Below are 17,084 nucleotides of genomic sequence, written 5' to 3'. Positions count from 1 at the left end.
GCTACAGGCGATAGCTGTTTTTTTATTCTTCATAAAATCTTAAGAAACTTCCTCAATTTTTATTAAGAAACGATAGTTATACTTAGACACAAGTTAAAAACTACCGAACGAATGAGGAGAGGTTTATATGCAACTCATAACATTCTTACATGAATTTATGAAACATCCGAAACATACTGGTGCAATTGCGCCAAGTTCAAAAATATTAGCAAAGAAAATGGTCGATGTAATTGATTTTAATAAAGCGAAATGTATTGTAGAGTTAGGGCCTGGTACAGGGGTCTTTACGAAAGAGATTATGAAGAGAAAAAAGAAGGAAACAATATTTCTTCTTATTGAAATTAATGAAGTGTTTTGCAAAGAGCTAAAGAGAAAATTTAAAGATGAGCAGAACGTCATTGTTGTGCACGGTTCAGCTGAAAATATAAAGAAGTATATGGAAGAGTTCCATATAGAATGCGTGGATTACGTTTTATCGGGATTACCTTTTACTTCTTTACCAGAAGAAGTTTCAAAGCGTATTTTAAACAATGTAATGGAAGCGATACATGAGAATGGTGAATTTATTACATTTCAATATTCACTTGTGAAAAAAGGATTTATACAGCATTTCTTCCCTGAAATTACACTAGAGAAAGTGTGGCTCAATTTCCCACCAGCGTACGTCTTTAGCTGTAAAAAAGAGCTAAGGAGAGCGTATGCATAATGGAATTACATGAATTATTATCCTATATTGAGCAGTACGGTTATTGGGCATTATTTTTCTGTTTATGGTTAGGTATTATCGGTATGCCAATTCCAGATGAAATGATTGTTATGAGCGGAGGATTTGTATCTTCATTAGGTATATTAAATGTTATTCCTGCGTTTTTATTAACGTATTTAGGCGTTGTGTCCGGACTTTCTTTAGGCTATATATTAGGGAAAATATTTGGTACAAAAGTACTTGATAAGCTAATGAAAAAGAAAAAAGCAAAGTATGTTGTGAAATCGCAAGAGATGGTAGAGAAGTATGGTCATTATGCATTAGTTACAAGTTACTTCATACCAGTTGTAAGACATGTTGTACCGTATTTAGTTGGAATGAATAACATGTCATTTAAGACGTATGCTTTGTATTCTTATACGACAGGATTTCTTTGGACACTCGTTTACTTTGTGCTAGGTTCTTTATTTGGACAACATATTGAAAGAATTGTAGCAGTTGCGATAGAGTATGGTGTGTATTTTGGCGGGAGCATTGCATTGATTGTGAGTGTGTTTTATTTTTACAGACAAAAAAGAAATACAGTGATGAGTAAATAAAGGAGGCGGCAGCCTCCTTTTATTATTAATATGGCTTTATTTATCGAAGTGCTGATGCAAAGCCCTGTTACATTAAGAAAAAGTTAAGAAACCGTACGAGTTTTTATTAAGAAATGCTCTCTATACTTAGAAAGGTCTTATAGAAAAACATAATGAAAGGCGGAATATAGATGAAAAGATTTATTTTAGGATCATTACTTGTCATCATAGCAGGAGCGGCATATTTGTTAAATGGGAGTGCTACGATTGATAGAGTGAATCCATTTATTGATTTAGAGAACCATTACGCAATTATTGATAATGATGGAAAAGAATTAGGTGGAAATAAAGGCCGTGAGTATACAGTGAAAGCTTATGATGAGAAAGGTGAGGCAAAAGAAGTTACGATTAGTGAGGTTGATGAGTTACCGAAAGGTTCGTATTGGCATGTAATTACAAGAGGGAAGTTTTTACATGACAAAGTGCAAGTAACGATAGAGAAAATTCCTGAAGGTGCGAAGGCAAAGTTAGGATTGTAAATATAAACCCGATTCTTGATGAGAGAATCGGGTTTGTTATTTTATGGTAAAATTTAGAGGGGAGGAGTGAGAGGTATGCTACTTATTGTTAGCCTTATATTGATTGGGATTATGTGCAGTATGAGAATAGTATCCTTACATATGATAGAACGACAAAAGATAGAAGAGCGATATGTATATTGCCCAAAATGTGATGTGAAAATTAGAAAAGGGAATGCTGCGCCTTTTTGTTCGAAATGTAATTTAATATTTTAGAGAAGGTAAAAAGGCAAAAACGAACATATTTCGGTTCGTTTTTGCCTTTTTTAATGAAGAATAAGAACAATTTTTCATTTCTCACTAATAACTTTTACAGTTACCTCCGCAGGAATAGCGTATTTTTTTAATAAAATCATTTTAAATGAAATTATTTTGGAGCTACATACGTTGAAACATAAAATTGTTACTTATTTGTATCTATAACACTTTAAAGTGCGTACTTTTTATTGTGTTGTAGATAAGACATAATTACATACATGAGAGGGAAATGAGTAGTGAGGAGCTAAAAAGCATCTATGTTATTTTTCATAACTATCGTACTTTGATCGGCCAGTCCTTGTCACATTAATTGATATTCATTAAACATTTTTAAATAGATTTTAGGAGGAGATTTTAAATGAAAGATTTATTAAAAGGTACACTTGGTTTTGGTACGGCACCACTAGGTAATATGTACCGCAATATTCCGGAAGAAGAAGCAATCGCAACAGTGGATGCTGCTTGGGATAATGGTGTTCGTTACTTTGATACAGCGCCACTTTATGGATCTGGTTTAGCAGAGATTCGTCTTGGTGAAGCACTATCGAAAAGAAATCGTGATGAGTACTTCTTAAGTACAAAAGTAGGTCGAATTATTTCAGATGAATTGGAAGATCCATCTACACGTGATTTAGGTGAAAAAGGCGGACTGTTCGAATTTGGTCGTAAAAATAAAATTATCAACGACTACAGTGCGGACGCAACTCTTCGTTCTATTGAAGATAGTTTAAAACGTTTAAAAACAGATCGTCTAGATTTTGTTTATATTCATGACGTAGCACAAGATTTTTATGGAGATGAGTGGATTTCACAATTTGAAATTGCTCGAACAGGAGCATTCCGTGCACTTACTCAATTGCGTGATGAAGGTGTAATTAAAGGCTGGGGCCTTGGAGTAAATAAAGTAGAATCAATTGAACTTATGCTGGACTTAGAAGAAGCAAAACCAAATGTTTCTTTACTAGCTGGTCGCTATTCATTATTAGACCATGAGCGTGCGTTACAACGCGTAATGCCTGCGGCTGTAAAAAACAATATGGACATTGTTGTTGGTGGACCATATAGCTCAGGTGTTCTTGCTGGAGGAGCTCACTTCGAATACCAAAAAGCGTCACCAGAAATCATTGCAAAAGTTAATAAAATGAAAAACCTTGCAGATCGTCATGGAATCAGTATTAAAGCTGCTGCTTTACAATTTGCATTGGCTAATCCAGCAGTTGCTGCTGTTATTCCAGGTGCAAGTAAACCGGAACGAATTGCAGAAGACCAAGCTGCATTAAAAACAGTGATTCCGGCAGCGTTCTGGGAAGAAATGCGTGAACAAAAACTAGTTGCAGCTAATGCACCACTACCAATCAACGTTAAATAAAAAGGAGAGTAATTAACATGGCAAAGACTATTACATCTATTCAAATTCCAGCTTCACCTGAACAAGTATGGAAATTAATGGGAGGTTTTGATGCACTTCCAGATTGGTTACCGTATATTCCTAGCAGTAAAGTAACTGAAGGCGGACGTGTACGCCATTTAGCTAATCCTGATGGCGACGCGATTGTAGAGCGTTTAGAAGCATTTAATGAGAAAGAACGTTACTACACATATTCAATTATGCAAGCACCATTCCCTGTAACTAATTATTTATCTACAATCCGTGTTAAAGAAGGGAAAGATGCTAACACATCATTAGTTGAATGGTCTGGTAGCTTCACTCCTGTAGAGGTTACTGATGAAGAGGCAATTAATCTATTCTATGGAATTTATAAAGATGGTTTAGAGGCGTTACAACAAGCGTATTTAGCTTAATCAATTTATTAAACATTTGAAAGCCTGCAGTGTAACAGCTGCAGGCTTTTTTATGAGTATAGAATTTCTTTTTAAGAAAATATATCTATACTCAATGCTGTTACTTAAAGAGAACATCACGAATTATAATAGAATGAAGAAACTGTGGATGTAAAGAGGACAGAAGCACATATAGATCGAGAGCGTTACATCGTCCTTTGAAAACTCGGTGTCACGAAAAAAGAAATGAAAAAGGCAATCGCAAAACAAATGAGATTTATCTTCTTTATTCCTTTAGTAGTTGGTATAATACACACTTTATTTGCACTAAAAGGATTAGCGACAGTTATTCCGTATGAAATTGCAGTTCCGTTACTAATTAGCATCGGTGTGTATAGTGTTATTTATATTGGTTATTATTACTTAACGGTTCGTTCTTATTTCAGTGTTGTTAGTAAATGAAAATAAGGTATACAGTTTTTGAAAAAGCGAAAGAGAGCATAGTGAAAATTATGTTCTCTTTCGCTTTTTTTAGTTAAAATGAGGTGTAAATGAAGATGGTATTTAAATGGAGTGTTACATTTGGAAATTCTTATCATAGCAGGATGTTTATTAATTGGTATCACTTTAATCAGTTTCAGTATTTATCGATTTGTAAAAGAATTAAAAGAAAAAAATTCAAAGAGAGAGAAATGGAAAGTAGTAGCTGGAAATTTGATAGAGTTATTTAGTGATCCATTGCACGGAGCGCCATTCTATTTTTTAACTGGGGGTCTCTTTTTGGTAATCGGACTGTTATTTCTTTCTATGGGAATGGGCTGGCTTGAAATTGATTAAGGCGTATTAACAAAGATATTTCATAGTTGTATTGCGAAGAGGAGAGAGCAAATGCCGGTTATAAGAGATATACAATTGAGTTTTCTAAAAGTAAAAGAGCATACCAGAAACATAGAAGCATTACAGTTAACATCTACAAGCAACTACGATGAAGATATCTCTTTTGGTAAAGAGACGAGCTGTATTACTTCTTTATATTGTCGACATATGCCAAAGTTAAGAATGGAGTATGAGAAAGGTATTTTGATTCATTGTGTGGATGATATTTCATTACTCGATGAGTGGGAGAAGAAATATCGAATTTTCCCTGAATATATGAATGCTTTTGTGGAATATGGGAGTGTGAGGGATTTTCCATATTTATCAGATAGAGAGAAAAAAGAATTAGCCCTTCAAATCGTTCATGCGGAAATGAAGCGTTTAGCTGTGAAATATGATTGGGATATAGAAGAGTTAGAAAAAGTGAAGAATAAGATACTAGAATTGAATTATAGAAACGAGTTCGTATATATAAAAAAGAGTAGTCCGAATAAAAAATACGTATGTAATATAACATGTCAGCATGAAGTGGCTTATGCTGACGTGTACTTAGAAATAAGAGAGTATAGAACGAGGCGGTTAATCAAAAAGGAAAAGCTTATTAGAGAAGAAGATATGTATAAGATGTTTCATCATGTTAGTGAAGTGGCTTGGAAGTTAAATCATAAAGTGCTACTGATGAATGATAAAGGAAAAACTGTATGGATGTTAACCTTTTTAGAGAAAGATATCCCAGCTAATTTAGTTTGGAAGATTGAAAGAATAGATTGAAAATAGATGAGAAGTGGAGTGCATATGATGGAGACACAAATCGTTATTGGAGTACCTGGTTTATGGAAAGATAGAACAGAATTAATACAAGAAGTTGTGAGTAAAAGTAACTATATATTAGCGGGAAATGTGATGCACCATAAGGAGAAAGAGATTGGCTTTGAAATTGATATATATGAACAAAACCCTTCTTTGAGAGAGGCTTTCTTCTATGCAGGTGGTGAGCGTTTTAATGAAGAATTGCTTCAGGAGTTGGAGAAGCATACTTATACAGTGTATATTATTGCAAAAGTTGACGATACAGAGAGATTACAAGAAGTAATTGATGTAGGAATGGAACTTTTAAATGCAGGTGGACTTGCTTTAAAAGTTGAAACAGCAGGTGTGGCTTATTTGAAAGAAGAATGGCAAGAGCTTGCAGAGGATAAGGAAATCTTCCCGATGTATTCGCACCTTGTAACTTTAGTTGGAGATGAAGAGGACGGTTATTATTCATGTGGAATGCAAGCATTTAATCTACCAGACGTTGTTTTAGACGGAGGGATAGATCCGGAAGTAGCTGTAGATTTATTGAATGATTTTAACCTACATAATATATTGGAAAAACCTAATTTGAAAGATGGAGATACAATTAGTTTCACAGAAGATGCTCCAGTGTATCTCTTATCTCATTATATAGATAATCGTTATGAACAAGAGGATCCATTTTATAATCCGTGTGGGGTATGGAAGTTAGAGAGTGCTTCGGCAAAGAAATCTATCTTTCAAAAATTGGGGAGTGTGCTAAAAGGATGGAAAAATACATAAAAGAACAGAGGAGTATATGTGATAAATATAAAGCGGAGTATGTAGAATCTCCGAATGACTTGAAATTAGGAATAGCGCAAAATGTGAAAGATGGTATTGTTCCGATTAATGGGTTACGAATGCCTATAGAAAACGGAACGACAGGTTGGTACATTTGGGCTGGTGAAGAAATGGGGACAGAAGAAGATTTCTTTCTTCCTTTACATGTTCAACATATTGATGAATGGGCACCTGAAATAAAGAAGTATTTAGGGTTACCACCTGGTTGGAGATTTTTAATTGCTGGAGATTACGAGGACGTGTGGTATGATCCGAATTTGTTTGATGAAGATTTAGAAGAGGATACAGATGAATGGGAAGAAAATATGCTACAAGAGTATGGATGGTACATGCATAGCATATTAGCAGAAGATATTGATGGCATCCATGCTAATTATCATACGCATGGTCTAAGAGATAACTTTAATCATCAAGATTTACAAATAGCATTAAATATGGATCCTGAAGTCGCGCATAGTGTTTTTTGTACCATAATAGAAGAAATAAAGAGCGGAAAAAAGTTTGAACAAGGGATTGAGTATACGGATATTATTGAAGGATATCCCATTATTATGAAGTCTTTCGTAGAGATGGATCGAGAAGTTTTGAGGGTTTTATTACCTGATGAAAGAGGGATTCTTCCTACTAGGTCAGAGTGTGATGAGTGTTATAAGACTCAATTGGATAGTATTGAGGAAATTTGATAAAAAAAGAGCTTGAAACTATTCAAGCTCTTTTTTTATCACTATTTATGTCCTAAAATATGCTCAATCTCATGCAAACTTAATTTACTTGCCTTAGCAATCGTTTCAAGTGGTATACCAAGATCATACATATTTTTAATCATTTGAATTTTCCCCTGTTGAATGCCTTTTTCAAGCCCTTTTTCAATGCCTTTTTCAAGCCCTTTTTCAATGCCTTTTTCAAGCCCTTTTTTAATTCCTTGTTCCATTCCTCTTTTTATTCCTTCTGTCTCTGCATGGGCGAATTTTGCTGCTTCATCCATTAAAACTTTCTCCCTTGCGTCATAGGCTTGTCGGAAAGAAGAATCCTGACTCATACGTTCCCATTTATTTATTGCTTTTTGTAAAATAGGGTCTTGGTTCATAGCAATATCCTCCAATAGTTTAGTTAAGTGCTCGTCCTCATTTGCTGAAAGCAATAAAAGCCAACGAACAAATGGATCTTTCCACGGATTTACTTTTTCTTCATGCCATTGTTCAGTTAACTTTGGAATTTCTATAATGTGGATTTCTATGTCTTCACTCAGGATTTTTTGTTGTTGTGTATTCCATAATATGCTCGTTGTATGGAAGGCTGGGTGTTCCGAAAACATTACGAAGTTTAGTAAGTTTATGGTGATGGTTTTGTGAAGTGCACTGTAGGGCATCCCTTTTTGTAGTTGAGATGTGTATAGTCTTCCCCAATAATATAAACTGCGTTTAACCATATCGTGATTATTATTGAGTTGTATTTCTACATTAACTTTTGTTCCTGTGTCTAATGTCGCTGAAATGTCTAAAATAGATAACTTATCCTCTTCATATTCCCTGTGTAAATGTGGATCTTCTAGTTGTAGAGAAGCAATGGGCGACTCTAAAGACTCTTGTAACATAGCATTTAAAAATGCAATTAGAATATCTTCGCTACCATTCGTACCAAACAATTGTTTAAATGCAAAATCAATGCGTAAATTAACTAACTGTTGGTTGAACAAAGTTTGTCCTCTCCCTTATATGAAGGTGCTTCTTTCCTTCATTGTACATAAAAAGAACTAGAGTATGCAAACAAGCCATTCTTCTATTTTTTAGTAGTGTTATTAGAATGTCACAGGTAAGTATGGTTATGTTATACTCTAGTGAAATTAAAAAAATATTTTTGTTTATATCGAGGTGAAGATGCTACATATGCAAAAAGATATTTTAAAACTATTAGATAAAAAGCAAAGTAAGTATGAATTTCCTGCCTTTGATAATGAATATATTGATATTTCACAAGTGAAATTCTCTCTTTTCTTTAAAGATACTAAGGATTGGCTAATGGTGTTTCAAATTGTTGGTGTAGGTTCATTAGGTGTATGTAATGATATTCAAGTATATGGCGATAGAATTACTCATTCAATGGGTGATGATTGCATTTTACAATTAAATAATGGCGATTATGAGTTGTTTGATGATGAAGGTGAATTTATACCGAATATTTATAACGGCAGTTTAAAAATTCGCGAGCATCATTTTGAATATGAATTTACAGAAGAAGATTATATAAATAATGGAATAGAAGTACAAACGACAGAGCATTATCCAACATACTTCATGCGTATGCTTGCTACTAATGAGGAAGTTCAAAAATTATTGTGGTGGGATAAAGGAGAAATTTTAGAAGAGTTCGGTTTAGAAGGCGACTGGAAAGTAGCGTATGAAACGGAAGAATGGAAACATGTTGAAGACGAAAAAGTAAGTGAAAATGAATTCTTCCAATCAGTAGCCGCTGCAATAGAGAAGAAAGATCCACGTATTATTGTGAAGAAGGATTCTAACACGCATTGGAGAAATTGGGTAGCGTTTGATTGTGACTGAAAAGGATAGGAGAAAGAATAATAAATGAAAAGAAGAAGAAAATCCGGAGAAAAAGTACAAATGCATCGTTTTGCACTACCTCTATGCTACGGAAGTGAAGCACCATATTATTATTACGAGGTAGCGCCCCATGAAAGAGAGGAACGCTTCCATTTAACATCAGAACTTTGCGTAATGGACGATGAGCATTACTTTATTAGAGGTTGTTTAGAGATTCCTATCATGGATTACCACGAAAATTTCATATGGACTGTGTGGGTATCACTTAGTAAAGAAAGTTATGATGAAGTATTAGAAAAGTGGGATGAGAGAGGCCGAGAAAATAGTGATCCTTATTTTGGTTGGTTATCTGTAGAAATACGAGTTTATCCAGAAACATTAAATTTAAAAACAAATGTACATATAAGAGAAGTTGGAACGGCACCGTATGTTGAATTAGAGCCAACCGAGCATCCTTTAGCAATCGAACAAAGAAATGGAATTACTTTAGAGAGAGTTAAAGAAATACAAGAAATGATTCAACGACATAGCTAGATTAGAAGAGAAAAAACGAGTGCTAGCACTCGTTTTTTTCTTTACACAACCGCAGGATTATAAATCATCGTAAAGTGTCCTGGTAATAATTCAATGTGACAAGGTGTATGAAGCGAACTTTCTCCATCTGTATCTACTTCTTTTTCTTCTTTCGTTTCAATATGAATGGATTTCGCTTTTACGTGGAAGATGTCATTTTCATTTGAGTCTTCAAATAGTTTCTTTCCGATGTAATCTTTAAATGCTTGAATACCTGTTGATTTGACTACGAAAATATCAAGTGTTCCATCATCACATTTTACGTTCGGAATAAAGGATGGAATACCACCAAGATATTCACCATTTCCAACCATGACAAGGACAGCTTCGTCTTCATATACTTGTCCGTCATAAGTAATTTTTACCGGGAATGTTTCAGCATTTTTTACAGTTCGAATTGTGCTTAAATAGTAACCGATTTTACCAAGCTTTGCTTTTTCTTCTGCATCGATATTGTTTGATACTTCAGATACGAGTCCAATGCCCCAGAAGTTTAAGAAATGTTGTTCATTTGCTTTTGCAACGTCAACTGGTTTTACGTGTTCCTTTGTGATAAGTTTTGCTGCTTCTGCAATGTTTTGCGGAACACCAAGTGTGCGAGAGAAGTCATTGCAAGTTCCACCTGGAATGATTGCAAGTGTAGGTCTAGTTTCGAGAGGTGCTAAGCCATTTGTGCATTCAAATACTGTTCCATCACCACCAAAGACGATAATTAAATCTACTTTACTAGCAAACTCTTGGCAATATTTTGTTGCATCACCTTGTTTTTTCGTATGAAGGATATGTAGATCAGGAAAAGCTGCGGCAAGAGGTGGTACGATTTTCGTTAAATTTGTATGTAAGTCACCTTGACCAGCTTTCGGATTTACGATGAGGAGTACTTTTTCAAATTTTGTCTTTGTCATTTTTATTCTCTCCCTTTGTCTTTTACGAATCGTGATAGAAAATAAACCTCCATCAGTAATTGATGGAAGCTTATTTTATTATATTACTCCGTTACAACTGAAGCGATAAATGGTAAGTTACGATATTTCTCAGCACAGTCGATACCGTAGCCAACGATAAATTCGTCTGGAATTTGGAAGCCAACATATTCAGCTTTTAAGTCCACTTTACGGCGTTCTGGTTTATCAAGTAGCGTACAGAACTTAAGTGCCTTTGGTTTATGCATAAAGAAGTGGTCTTTTAGAAAATGAAGTGTTAAACCAGAATCGATAATATCTTCTACAACAATTACGTTTTTCCCAGTAATGTTTACGTCGATATCTTTTAGTAGTTTCACTTTTCCTGTTGTTTCTGTTTGATTTCCGTAGCTAGATGCAGAAATAAAGTCAATTGTTACATCATTTTTGATGTGACGAATTAAATCAGCAGCAAATACGAATGAACCTTTTAAAACTGCGATAACTACGATTTCTTCTCCTTCAAAATCACGTTCGATTTGAAGTGCTAATTCTTTAACTTTTGCTTGTAATTGTTCTTCAGAAATTAAAGTGTCTTTTATTTTAATATTCATTGTAATCCTCCTACAGTGTAAAACTTGCGAACATTTCGACTGTAAAGGATAGAATAGAAAAAGTCAAAGGAGATAGTAATTTTTTACAAAGATAACGCCAAAATCATCTGATGATATGATATACTAAGTGTATTAAGAAAACGCTTCCATAAAGGGTGAATATGATGAAGAAGAAACAGTACACAAGTGTAACATTTATAAAAGCATTACTTTTAACAATTGTTCTTGGCCTGTTGGCTTACGTAATTGATGTACCTGCGATTCGTATTTCATTAATTGGAATGACTTTAGTGTTAGGAGCAATTTCGCACGGTATGATGTCGCAGCTAAAAGAAGCTGGACTTGATGATATGAGAGATCATATAGATAAAAAGTAAGAAACCTTCATTATATAGAGTGAAGGTTTTTTTGTTTCTTACAAAAATGTAAGGTAGTTGTAAGGCAAATCGATAGTTGCATAATAGCATTTTGGATAAACTATGGGTGTAAGGTAAAAGGCAAGCATATTTTAGGTAAATTAAGTTTTAGGCACTCTATATGTGAAAAAGGAGTAGGAGGGCATGGAGAAACGTTGGACGACCTTTTCTTTTTTAGCGACTAGTAACACCGTAATGCTAGATGGAAAAATGGATTTTTTGCACTTGTTTGATCGTGAAGATGATCATTCTTCTTCTAAATTTACAATGAAATGGAATAAATGGAGCGAGAGTTGTAGGTTTGAAGAAGAGACCCCTAACGAAGAGCAAAAGATTATTTTAACAAACCCTATTAAAGCGTGGGTTGTTCAACGTCGTAAGTGTAACGTCAAAAATCACTTCAAGAAAACTGAGCCGAGACAATTAGTTATCGCTCCGGCCCGTTCTACTTCCAAATCACGCGAAAGTAACATGTAAATAATTGAGACACACACCCGAAAAAACATCGTACATATTGCGATGTTTTTTTCTTTTTCTACAATGAAATCTTTAAATGAAATATATTTCATCTGCATCTTATATTTATATCTCTTGCTTATTCTAGTAATACATCCGATGCGAGTTGATGTGAATAAAATATAAGGAGAGAATGAAAATGAAAAAGAGACTATTACCAATTTGTGCAATGGCACTTTTAGCAGTAGGATATTCTTCAGTAGCGAGTGCAGATACTGGAACAGTAACAAAGGAAGAAGCGCAAGTGCAACAAGATAAAGCTAAAAAAGAAGAAGCAATTAAGGAACAGCAAAAAAGTGAAGTAGAGAAAAAGCAAGCGACACAAGTACAAGAAAAAAATGATATGGCTAAAAAAGAAGAAGCAATAAAAGCTGAGAAAAAAAGTGAAGAAGAGAAAAAGAGAATAGCGCAAGAACAGTTAAAAAACGATATGGCCAAAAAAGAAGCAGCGATAAAAGCCGAGCAAAAGAATGAAGTAGCTAAAAAAGAAGTAGCAAAGCCAGTTGTACAAGGTGAAAAATTACCAAATACAGCATCGAATAATGTAGTAATGATGGGATTAAGTGCATGTCTTGTAGCGGTAGGTACATTATTTGGTTTGAATCGTCGCAATAAGATTAAAGCGTAAATAAAATATTTTCCTATAAAGAATGGGATAATTTCATATATTAAAAATGGTAGGTTACTCCTACCATTTTTGGCATGGAGGAATGAAGAATGAAGTTACTCAATTATATCGGTATCATATTGATGGCTATAGGGCTATTCATGGGATCCTATTATGCTGTGGAATGGTATAAAGGAAGAAGCTCTGCTGGGCAATTAACGGCAGAAGAAATAAAGAGCCTTAAAAATATACAAGATACTCAACTTTCTCATGAAACACCTGTAACTTCTCAAGTGCCTTCTTCTCAAACAGAACATAAAGAAGGAGAAAAGGTAGCGATGTTAAACATACCGAAAATAAAGAAGAAGTTTTCTATATATTGGGGAGCGGATGATACGACTTTGAAAAAAGGAGTGGGTATGTTCGTTAGTGATTTAACGACAACTCCATCTGGAGGGGGACATACTGTACTGAGTGGACACCGAGATACTGTATTTACAGATTTAGAAGAGTTGAAAGAAAAGGATACCCTTGTTTTAGAGTATGATAATAAAACGTACACATATGAAATTCAAAAGACGTGGATTACCCATGCGGATGATCGCACTGTTATTATAAAAAAAGAAGAACCGATATTAACACTGACAACTTGTTACCCATTTAATTATATAGGGAATGCACCAGATAGATATATTATCGAGGCGAAGTTAACTGCTAGTTATTCAAAGTGAAATTATAGTTTCTGAAAGCGGGAGGGGGATATATAAATTATGTCAAAAAATATTTTAATTGTTGAAGATGAAGACATATTACGTGAAATATTAAAAGATTATTTTTTAAGTGAGCAATATGTAGTGTTTGAAGCGAGGGACGGGAAAGAGGCTTTAGTTGTATTTGAAGAAGAAGAGGTTGATTTAGTTATTTTAGATATTATGTTGCCAGAACTCGATGGATGGTCTGTTTGCCGAAGGATTCGAAAGACGTCCGAGGTGCCTATTATTATGCTGACGGCGCGTGTAGATGAAGACGATACGTTACTTGGTTTTGAACTTGGGGCAGATGATTATGTGACGAAGCCGTATAGTCCGCCAATTTTATTAGCAAGAGCGAAAAGGTTGTTAGAAAGCAGAAAAGTGACAAAGCAACTTTTAGAGAATGAAGATGATACATTATCAATCCACGGCATTCACGTTCATTTTCCGTCTCGCACTGTTACGGTAGATAGAACCGATATTAATTTAACGCATACAGAATTTGAAATATTAGCGTATTTCATGAAAAATCAAGGAATCGTTTTAACGCGAGAGCAACTCATTTCAAGAATTTGGGGATATGAATTTGCTGGTGATGATCGAACGGTGAATAGTCATATTCGTAATTTAAGAAATAAATTAGGAGAGAAAGCAAAGTATATTACAACTGTAGTACGAACAGGTTATAAATTTGAGGGCAATGTATGAGGAAAGGAATTGTACTAAAATTATTTACTCTTACAACGGCATTATGCATGTTGATTTTAGCGACGATATTTATTGGACAAACGATATTTTTTAAACAATATTATGCGAATCGAAAAGTGGAAGATATTAAAGTAAATTTAAATTCCTTTGAGAAGAATTATTTAAATTATGCAGGAAATGCAGAAGAAATTCAAAAACTAGAGCAAGACTTTTTAAGAGAAAATAATACGTGGATTACGACATTAGATAAGAACGGGAATTTAAAACATGCAGATGATTTTTATTTTGAAGTAACGATAGATCGTAGGCAACAAAAGAGCTTTGGACAACAAATATTCAAAATTCCTTTAGGCAATCTCGTCAATATAGAAGAGATTGAGAATAAATCATCAGATCAGTTTCTAGGCCAAGGAATTTATTTTTCTGGAGTGAAAAAAGGAGATAGTTTTATTCCATTCTCTTTCTCGTTATCTAAGCAGAATTTAAGTGGATCTAATAAACCGTTAGAAAAAGCATTTAAGGAGAAAATGAGTAAATTAGATGAGGAGAAAAAGAAAGCAGCTGAGGAACAAGTAAGTAAGGAAAAGAAGCCGGCTGTTCAGGAGCAAGCTGCCCAAGAACCAGATGCTTATATAGGTGGGTTTGTTACAAAAGTACAGTTTCCAGATGTAAAAGGCCTCGTAAATCCAATTTATAAAAATACTTTGTTTTTGGATAGTATAAAAGAATTTCAAACGGATGTATTACTAAAAGAGAGTAATCAAATAGAGTATTCAACAAAGACAATGGACTATGAAAAGAATGATATAAAATATAAATTATTAATGAAACCAATAAAAGAAAAAGATGGATCAGTAACATATATTTATGCGATGGCTTCTTTACAGCCTGTAGATGAAGCTGTACAAATGGTGCAAGATTATTACATCTATATCATTGCATTTGTAGTCGTTCTTATTTTTTTAGCTTCGTTTTATTATTCAAAACAAATTGCAAAACCATTATTAAAAATAAATGATACGACGAAGAAAATAGCACAATTAGATTTTACAGAAAAAATACCGATTACTTCAAAAGATGAAATTGGAGATTTATCGAAAAATATTAATGTTCTATCAAATAAACTCCATTCGCATATTGGGCAGTTAGAAGAAGATATTGAAAAGGAAAGAAAGTTAGAAAAGACGCGAAAAGAATTCATTTCTGGTGTTTCACATGAATTAAAAACACCGCTAAGTATTATGAAAAGCTGTATTTCTATTTTAAAAGACGGGGTAGCTGAACATAAAAAAGAGTATTATTTTCAGGCAATGGAGAGAGAAGTAGACAAAATGGATACGTTAATTTTGGATATGCTTGAGTTAGCTAAATTTGAATCTGGTACATATAAAATGAAAAAGAATTCGTTTTATATTGATACAGTAATTGAAGACATATGTGAACATCTATCTGTGGAAATAGAGAAAAAAGAGCTTCGTGTTCATAAAAATATATGTTCATTTGAAGTGATTGCAAATCAAGGCCGGATTGAACAAGTCATCGTGAATTTCATTACGAATGCCATACGTTATACACCAAATAAAGAAGATATTATTATTTCTACAATAGATGAGAAGGATCGTATAAAAGTGTGCATTGAAAATAAAGGTACTCACATTGAAGAAGAACAATTAGATAAAATTTGGGATCGTTTTTATCGAGTGGATACAGCTCGTCAGCGTTCACAAGGTGGGACGGGACTTGGGCTTGCCATTTCAAAGAATATTTTAGAACTACATGATACTGAATATGGGGCAGGAAATACAGAAGATGGTGTGTTATTTTACTTCTATTTACCGAAAAAAGCGTAAATAATATGATTTACGCTTTTTTAATTTATTTTCATATTATCTTTACCTAATCTTTATTTTTAATCAGTATAATTTGTTTAGAATATGAGGTTATGTAAGGAGTCGATGAACCGTGCATAGCAATTGGCTAAGTATAATGGTATTTATTTTCTTTTGCGCATTTATTGTATTTTTAATTGATATTACGATATGAAAAAAGAGCGCTCATTAAGCGCCCTTTTTTTGTGTATTCATTTGATAAGCACTGATGCTTTTGAATAATCGTGGTGAAGTGATAAATAAAAATATAAGTAAAACGGTACATAAAATAAAAGAACCAAGCATTGTACTTCCATTTACGATTAATGAATATAACACAGCTGATTGACCTTTCGGTGCATATTGTCCCCAGAAAATAATGCCGGCAATAAAGTGGCAGAAATAGCGAGCAAAGCTACCGATAAATGTAGCAAGGATAATATAAGCAAGGACTTTCTTACCCTGATTTTGTTTTGATGAAGGTTTGTCTTTACGGTTACCTAAATTTGATTGTTCTAAGCTATTTTCATTGGATGTTAAAAGTGCTTTTTGAATTGGACGATAGAATAAGCCAGCAAATCCGATAAAAGCAAAGGCAATGAAGTACTCAATGAATGCTTGAACAGGTGTTAAAATATAAGCATCTCCCACGACAATTTGTAATAGTCCCCAAACTAAACCGCCTAAGAAAGCTGATTTAAAGCCCCAGCGGTAAGCAATAATAAAAATAGGAATCATAGCGAATGAGATAGAACCGCCTGTTGGAAGTTTAAGTGATAATGGTAAAATATCGATAATCATGGCGAAGGCTGCAAGAATAGCAGATTCGATCATCGCTTGTAAATTGGTGTTACGCATGTTGTCTCCCCCTAAATCCAAGTTATACAAAAAAGAATAGATATCATAGGAGGATACGAAATACGTAAATAAAAATGAGGTATGTATTTCGGACGTTTGCACAATCCCTGCGTTAGCATTAACTAACAGGTTCGAAGGGTCGGAACGAAGTGTTCCCTCTCAGCGGCATGGCTCCCCCAGTGATAACGAGATTCTTTATTTGCTATTGTTTATTGTAAGCGAAATGGATGAGAATGGCAAACGAATACAGTATGACAATAATTGAAATAGAATTGTAGCGAAATGTTAATAAATAT

22 protein-coding genes, 1 pseudogene and 1 riboswitch are annotated in these 17,084 nt (G+C 34.1%); of the genes and pseudogenes, 19 read left to right on the top strand and 4 right to left on the bottom strand.

Annotated elements, in window-relative coordinates:
* Positions 1-127 precede the first annotated feature (127 nt).
* The 11 genes and pseudogenes from DN404_RS04810 (at position 128) to DN404_RS04760 (ending at position 7,099) form a co-directional block, all read left to right on the top strand.
* Positions 128-706, top strand: a complete 579-nt coding sequence (locus DN404_RS04810) for a class I SAM-dependent methyltransferase (protein ID WP_001176087.1) — start codon at positions 128-130, stop codon at positions 704-706.
* Entirely contained in the window at positions 706-1,305 is a 600-nt protein-coding gene (locus tag DN404_RS04805; RefSeq protein ID WP_000418905.1) for a DedA family protein, read from the top strand. Before DN404_RS04810 ends, DN404_RS04805 begins: the two co-directional genes overlap by 1 nt.
* Positions 1,306-1,475: 170 nt before the next feature.
* Positions 1,476-1,823 carry a YxeA family protein gene (locus tag DN404_RS04800; protein WP_000819384.1) on the top strand — a complete coding sequence of 116 codons (348 nt, stop codon included), beginning with the start codon at positions 1,476-1,478 and terminating at the stop codon, positions 1,821-1,823.
* A 75-nt stretch (positions 1,824-1,898) separates the two neighbouring features.
* On the top strand, positions 1,899-2,078 hold the full coding sequence (locus DN404_RS04795; RefSeq protein ID WP_016123498.1) for a hypothetical protein: 180 nt from the start codon (positions 1,899-1,901) through the stop codon (positions 2,076-2,078).
* 400 nt (positions 2,079-2,478) lie between these two features.
* Entirely contained in the window at positions 2,479-3,489 is a 1,011-nt protein-coding gene (locus DN404_RS04790; protein WP_006929197.1) for an aldo/keto reductase, read from the top strand.
* 17 nt (positions 3,490-3,506) lie between these two features.
* Positions 3,507-3,923: an SRPBCC family protein gene (locus DN404_RS04785; protein ID WP_149214777.1), complete on the top strand. Its 417-nt coding sequence runs from the start codon at positions 3,507-3,509 to the stop codon at positions 3,921-3,923.
* Between the two features lie 159 nt (positions 3,924-4,082).
* Positions 4,083-4,364, top strand: a pseudogene (locus DN404_RS04780) (FtsX-like permease family protein); the annotation flags it as partial.
* A 120-nt stretch (positions 4,365-4,484) separates the two neighbouring features.
* Positions 4,485-4,739 carry a hypothetical protein gene (locus DN404_RS04775; protein WP_000404317.1) on the top strand — a complete coding sequence of 85 codons (255 nt, stop codon included), beginning with the start codon at positions 4,485-4,487 and terminating at the stop codon, positions 4,737-4,739.
* 51 nt (positions 4,740-4,790) lie between these two features.
* Positions 4,791-5,549 carry a hypothetical protein gene (locus DN404_RS04770; RefSeq protein ID WP_049107527.1) on the top strand — a complete coding sequence of 253 codons (759 nt, stop codon included), beginning with the start codon at positions 4,791-4,793 and terminating at the stop codon, positions 5,547-5,549.
* A gap of 27 nt (positions 5,550-5,576) precedes the next feature.
* Positions 5,577-6,356, top strand: a complete 780-nt coding sequence (locus DN404_RS04765) for a DUF4261 domain-containing protein (protein WP_149214793.1) — start codon at positions 5,577-5,579, stop codon at positions 6,354-6,356.
* Positions 6,341-7,099 carry a DUF4262 domain-containing protein gene (locus tag DN404_RS04760; protein ID WP_000417366.1) on the top strand — a complete coding sequence of 253 codons (759 nt, stop codon included), beginning with the start codon at positions 6,341-6,343 and terminating at the stop codon, positions 7,097-7,099. The genes DN404_RS04765 and DN404_RS04760 overlap by 16 nt, the downstream gene beginning before the upstream one ends.
* Before the next feature lie 41 nt (positions 7,100-7,140).
* On the opposite strand, the gene DN404_RS04755 is transcribed toward DN404_RS04760, so the two are convergent.
* Complete coding sequence (locus DN404_RS04755; protein WP_102955973.1) at positions 7,141-8,112, bottom strand: Rpn family recombination-promoting nuclease/putative transposase; 972 nt, start codon at positions 8,110-8,112, stop codon at positions 7,141-7,143.
* 190 nt (positions 8,113-8,302) lie between these two features.
* On the opposite strand from DN404_RS04755, the gene DN404_RS04750 reads away from it, so the two are divergent.
* Positions 8,303-8,974, top strand: coding sequence for a DUF7003 family protein (locus DN404_RS04750; protein ID WP_149214776.1), 672 nt, complete (start codon positions 8,303-8,305; stop codon positions 8,972-8,974).
* A 24-nt stretch (positions 8,975-8,998) separates the two neighbouring features.
* Positions 8,999-9,508 (top strand): DUF2199 domain-containing protein, encoded by a 510-nt coding sequence (locus tag DN404_RS04745; RefSeq protein WP_149214775.1) that lies wholly within the window; start codon positions 8,999-9,001, stop codon positions 9,506-9,508.
* A 41-nt stretch (positions 9,509-9,549) separates the two neighbouring features.
* Here DN404_RS04745 and DN404_RS04740 read toward each other — a convergent pair whose 3' ends face one another.
* The gene (locus DN404_RS04740; RefSeq protein ID WP_000167902.1) at positions 9,550-10,452 is read right to left on the bottom strand and encodes a diacylglycerol/lipid kinase family protein; all 903 of its coding nucleotides are present in this window, start codon (positions 10,450-10,452) and stop codon (positions 9,550-9,552) included.
* An 83-nt stretch (positions 10,453-10,535) separates the two neighbouring features.
* Positions 10,536-11,063 carry a hypoxanthine phosphoribosyltransferase gene (hpt, locus tag DN404_RS04735; protein WP_065485468.1) on the bottom strand — a complete coding sequence of 176 codons (528 nt, stop codon included), beginning with the start codon at positions 11,061-11,063 and terminating at the stop codon, positions 10,536-10,538.
* Between the two features lie 161 nt (positions 11,064-11,224).
* On the opposite strand from hpt, the gene DN404_RS04730 reads away from it, so the two are divergent.
* From DN404_RS04730 to DN404_RS04705, 6 genes are all read left to right on the top strand, one after another.
* Positions 11,225-11,440 (top strand): hypothetical protein, encoded by a 216-nt coding sequence (locus DN404_RS04730; protein ID WP_002001286.1) that lies wholly within the window; start codon positions 11,225-11,227, stop codon positions 11,438-11,440.
* Between the two features lie 183 nt (positions 11,441-11,623).
* Positions 11,624-11,956, top strand: a complete 333-nt coding sequence (locus DN404_RS04725) for a hypothetical protein (RefSeq protein ID WP_000415617.1) — start codon at positions 11,624-11,626, stop codon at positions 11,954-11,956.
* A 178-nt stretch (positions 11,957-12,134) separates the two neighbouring features.
* Positions 12,135-12,623 (top strand): LPXTG cell wall anchor domain-containing protein, encoded by a 489-nt coding sequence (locus tag DN404_RS04720; RefSeq protein WP_149214774.1) that lies wholly within the window; start codon positions 12,135-12,137, stop codon positions 12,621-12,623.
* An 89-nt stretch (positions 12,624-12,712) separates the two neighbouring features.
* Positions 12,713-13,333, top strand: a complete 621-nt coding sequence (locus DN404_RS04715; protein ID WP_149214773.1) for a class D sortase — start codon at positions 12,713-12,715, stop codon at positions 13,331-13,333.
* Between the two features lie 39 nt (positions 13,334-13,372).
* Positions 13,373-14,062 carry a response regulator transcription factor gene (locus tag DN404_RS04710; RefSeq protein WP_000041857.1) on the top strand — a complete coding sequence of 230 codons (690 nt, stop codon included), beginning with the start codon at positions 13,373-13,375 and terminating at the stop codon, positions 14,060-14,062.
* The gene (locus DN404_RS04705; protein ID WP_149214772.1) at positions 14,059-15,912 is read left to right on the top strand and encodes a sensor histidine kinase; all 1,854 of its coding nucleotides are present in this window, start codon (positions 14,059-14,061) and stop codon (positions 15,910-15,912) included. Before DN404_RS04710 ends, DN404_RS04705 begins: the two co-directional genes overlap by 4 nt.
* 207 nt (positions 15,913-16,119) lie before the next feature.
* On the opposite strand, the gene thiT is transcribed toward DN404_RS04705, so the two are convergent.
* Positions 16,120-16,788: an energy-coupled thiamine transporter ThiT gene (thiT, locus tag DN404_RS04700; RefSeq protein ID WP_001246588.1), complete on the bottom strand. Its 669-nt coding sequence runs from the start codon at positions 16,786-16,788 to the stop codon at positions 16,120-16,122.
* An 86-nt stretch (positions 16,789-16,874) separates the two neighbouring features.
* Positions 16,875-16,976: riboswitch (TPP riboswitch) on the bottom strand.
* Positions 16,977-17,084 lie beyond the last annotated feature (108 nt).

It is taken from the genome of Bacillus sp. TE8-1 (genome assembly GCF_008368855.1).
Classification (GTDB): Bacteria; Bacillota; Bacilli; order Bacillales; family Bacillaceae_G; genus Bacillus_A; species Bacillus_A cereus.
The sequence above is the reverse complement of the archived record's forward strand: the minus strand, read 5'-3'. Positions and strand labels throughout refer to the sequence as shown.